Consider the following 4,553-nt stretch of genomic DNA (forward strand, 5'->3'; position numbering starts at 1 on the left):
CAGGTCGCTTATGCGGCGCCCGCTGATGAGGGTGACGGCAAGGGGATTGTCGACACCGTCAAGGGCTGGTTCGCGGATGACGATGATGATAGCGGCGGATTGGACAAGCCGCCGTCTCATGACGAATTGGGGATAGCGGACCGGCAGAAACTTCCGAAGGGGAAGAAGGAGCCAAAGGCCGAGCGGGTCAAGGAGCTGACGAAGCGGCGCACGTCGAACGCCCGCTTCTGGCAGCTGTCGGACGGCCGGGTGGAGGCGGAGCTGTCGGCGGCTGCGACTTCCTACCGCGACCAGAAGTCGAAGTCCTGGAAGCCGATTGACACGACGGTCCGGGAGACGAAGGCGAAGGGTTTCGACTTCGCCAACACGACCAACTCGGGCAGATCGTGGTTCGGTTCGGACACGGACCGGCTGTTGCGGTTCGAGGTTGAGGGCGGGGGAGCGGTCACGCTCGGCCTGCAGGGCGCGGGCAAAAGCCTGAAGCCGCAGGTCAAGGGGTCCACGGTCACATACAAGGACGCGGCGGCCGGCGCCGATCTGGAGTACGTGGTGGGTCCGGGCACGGTGAAGGAGAACATTAATCTCACCGAACGCCCCGACGGCCCCGTGCAGTTCACCTTCACGCTGGACACCGACGGGCTGGTGCCGAAGGCGCGCAAGGACGGCTCGATCGCGTTGTACGGGGAGCTTCCCCACACGCCGGTGATGGTGATTCCGGCGCCGTACATGACGGACGCCAAGAAGGCGGACACCTCCGTGTTCGGGCAGACCTACAGCACGAAGGTCACCCAGAAGCTGGCCCGGGACGGCGACTTGTGGAAGCTGACGGTCACCCCGGACGCGAAGTGGCTGGCGTCGAAGGAGCGGCAGTACCCGGTGGTGATCGACCCGACGATCACGATCGCGCCGTCTACTCCCTCCGCCGCGCAGGATGTCATGGTCCTGTCGGACCAGCCGACGACGAACTTCAACAGCTCCTGGAAGCTGTCGGCGGGCAAGACCGACACGGGCACGGCCCGTTCGCTGATCAAGTTCCCGCTGAGTGAGATCCCGTCGGGCACGACGATCGACTCGGCGCGTCTGGAGATGTACTTCGACCAGTCGCACACCACCAACGCCAACGATGTCACCATCGGCGCCTACCGGGCGACCGGCACCTGGGACGAGTCGTCGACCTGGTCCAGCACCAGCTCCCTGGTGGGTGAGCTGTCCGGCACGAGCGTGCAGGTGGATGACGGGGACGCGGGGACGACGGCGGCGGTCGGCACATGGAAGCCCGGGTCGCAGACGTACGGGATCGACGGCGACTACCTGTACAACAAGGACTCGATCACCACGGACACCTACACCTGGCAGCCGAGGCTGCCGGAGACGGCGTCCTACCGGGTGGATGCGCACTATGTGCAGTACTCGGACCGGTCCACGGCGGCCCCGTACACGGTGACCGGGCAGGACGGTACGGCCACCTACACGGTGGATCAGTCGGCCGGTTCGGGCGGGGTGTGGGCCTCCCTCAACGGCGGCTCGCAGATCGACTTCAACAAGGGCACGGCCGGCAAGGTCGTCCTGGGGGACACGGACAGCTCGACCGCGGTGATCGCGGACGCGGTGCGCTGGGTGAACCCGGCGTCGATCGTGAAGAACACCGGCGAGTACAACCAGTGGCACAAGTTCCCGGTCACGGACACCGTGCAGAAGTGGCTGAGCGGCACCGCCACCAACCACGGCTTCGTGCTGAAGGCCACGGACGAGTCGGCGACCGCGCCGACCGGCGGCCCGCGCTATGAGTCCGGTGACCACGTCGACACGGTCTACGGCGGTGAGACCTCGACGATTCCCCGGCTGACGGTGACCTACGGCAAGGTCGGCACGACGCTGAACTCGCCGACGGTGATCCACTCCACGGGTCCTGAGCTGTCGTGGAAGGCGTACTCCAACAGCACGGGTGACGCCGGTCTGGACATGGTGGAGTACCAGCTGCACCGCTCCACGCAGCAGGCGTTCACGCCGTCCGCGGCCACGCTGGTGGCGCCGATCGACAAGGCGACCACCAGCTACACGGACACCACCGCGACCCCGACCCCGGACTCCTCGGCGAACGAGATCGGCCGGTCGTACTACTACCAGCTCGCGGTGAAGACCAACAGCGGCGAGCTGCTCGGCTCACCGACCCGCATCGTCGGCGTGCCGAAGGCGGGCCGCACGATGCGGCTGATCCAGGGCACGGCTGGGGTGACGGACACGACCCTGTCGTCCGCGCAGCCGACCACCAACCAGGACGCCATCCAGTCCTTCGGTGTGGGTCAGAAGTGGCTGAGCGTCGGCAACAACTCCTCCACCTACGGCAAGACCCGCGCGGTGATGAAGTTCGCCACCAGCGACATCCCCACCACTGCCACCGTGCTGGAGTCCCGGCTGTTCATGTGGGGCGCGGAGACCACCAACACCGGCAACGGCAGCGCGACCTACGAACTGCACGGGCTGACCCGGGACTTCGGTGAAACCACCGCCACCTGGAACAACGCCACCTCCACCACGGCGTGGACCACGGCGGGCGGCGACTACTCGGCGACCGTCTCGGACTTCGTCCCGCAGGTCTCCGAGGTCGGCCGCCACTATTGGAACGCCACCTCCCTGACCCAGGGCTGGACCAAGACGCCGTCCTCCAACAAGGGCGCCATGGTCAAGCTGAAGGACGAGACCAGCGCCGGCCCGCAGGAGCGCACCCTGTTCCTGGCCTCGGAGGCATCCGACTACCAGCTCGGCCCGCTGCTGCGCGTCATCTACGTCGACTCCACCACGGAGGACACCTACTACGCGCCGCAGACCCCGGCCCGCATGACCCCGAACTCGACCTACACGGTGGACTTCACGGTCACCAACACCACCAACGCCGAGTGGGCGGCCGGCGAGCGGGAGCTGTCCTACACCTGGAAACTGCCGGACGGCACTGACGTCACCACGGGCGGCAATCAGCTCTCCACGGCCATCCCGGCTTTGTCCCCGGGCGAGTCGGCGACGATCCAGGCACAGGTCAAGACGCCGATCAACTCCGACAGCGGCAACAAGCGCACGGACTACGTCCTCGGCTGGGACATCCGCAAGGTCTCCGACGGCAGTTGGCTGTCGGCGGGCACCGGTGGCATCCCGTCGCTGAAGCAGAACGTGGCGGTGGAGGACCCCACCTCCAACACGCTCGGCCTGGAGAAGTTCTACTCCTACACCGGCAAGAACACCGGCGCCGGCTCGACGGTGATGAACAACCTGGCCGCCGGCAACAGCGTGTGGTCGTACAACGCGTTCACCAACCCGGGCCGTGGGCTGAACACGTTCGCGCGGTTCGCCTACAACTCGCTGGACACCAGTGACACGGTGACGGGTGCGGGCTGGTCGGCGCAGCTGGCCGGGCCGATCCGCCTCGGCGGAGCGCTGGACTTCCACCCCAACCCCAACGCCAACGCGACCGAGATCCGCCTGCCGGACGGAGACGGCACCACGCACGTCTTCACCAAGCAGGCCGACGGCACCTGGAAGGCCCCGGCAGGCGTCCACTACCGCATCACCATGAAGACGGGACTGGACTGCACCCCGAACAAGGACCCGGTGCCCGACGCGTGGACGCTACTGCGCCCGGACGGCACACGCTTCCTCTTCGGCTGCGACGGCTACCTGACATCTGTCGTGGACAAGAACGGCAACACGCAGACGTACACGTACGAGGAGCGCAAGGCCAACAACAAGCCGACGAAGTTCCTCACGTACATCACCGACCCGGCCGGTAGGCAGTCGCTGAAGGTCGACTACTACCGGAGGTACGAGAACAAGGGCGGCGTCGTCTCCGGTGATGCCACCTACACGTACATCACCGCCACCGGTGCCAAGGCCAGCGGCACCAACCTGAACGAGCCCAAGATCTACGACCACGTCAAGTCCGTCACGGACATCTCGGGCCGTAAGGTCGCCTTCTACTACACGACCACCGGCCTGCTGGGCTGGATGACCGACGGCGAGGGATCGTCCCAGCCGAAGGACTTCAAGTTCACCTACGACTCCGATCAGGGCAACAAGAACGTCAAGCTGGTCAAGGCCACCGACCCGCGCGGCAACGGCACCAACCTGGCGTACTACGCCCCGCAGACCGGTGACGACCCGAAGTACCACTGGTGGACGAAGACGATCACGGACCGTCTGCAGGGCACCACGGGCTTCGCGTACGCGGCGAACACCACGAACACGAAGTTCACCGACACCACCGTCACCGACGCCGAGACCCACGCGACGAAGTACGTGACGGACGACTTCGGCCGCCCTGTCCAGACGACCAACGCCAAGTCCCAGACCACCAAGATGAGCTGGGACGCGGACAACAACGTCACCTACCTGGAGGAGGACAACCAGGCGAAGACCGCGTACTGCTACGACCAGAAGACGGGCTACCCGCTCTGGCAGCGCGACGCGGAGAACAACAAGGTGGGCGTGCCGGACCAGACGGCCACCTGTGTGTCGGACACCACCAAGTGGCCGGCGAACGCGGCGAAGTACGAGTACCAGAC

At 66.2% G+C, this 4,553-nt stretch carries 1 protein-coding gene; it reads left to right on the forward strand.

Going from position 1 to position 4,553, the window contains the following annotated elements; genetic code table 11:
• On the forward strand, positions 1 to 4,553 hold a 4,553-nt coding region (locus ADL12_RS19780; protein ID WP_244187957.1), incomplete at both ends, for a DNRLRE domain-containing protein.

The sequence above is a fragment of the Streptomyces regalis genome, assembly GCF_001509475.1.
GTDB lineage: Bacteria > Actinomycetota > Actinomycetes > Streptomycetales > Streptomycetaceae > Streptomyces > Streptomyces regalis.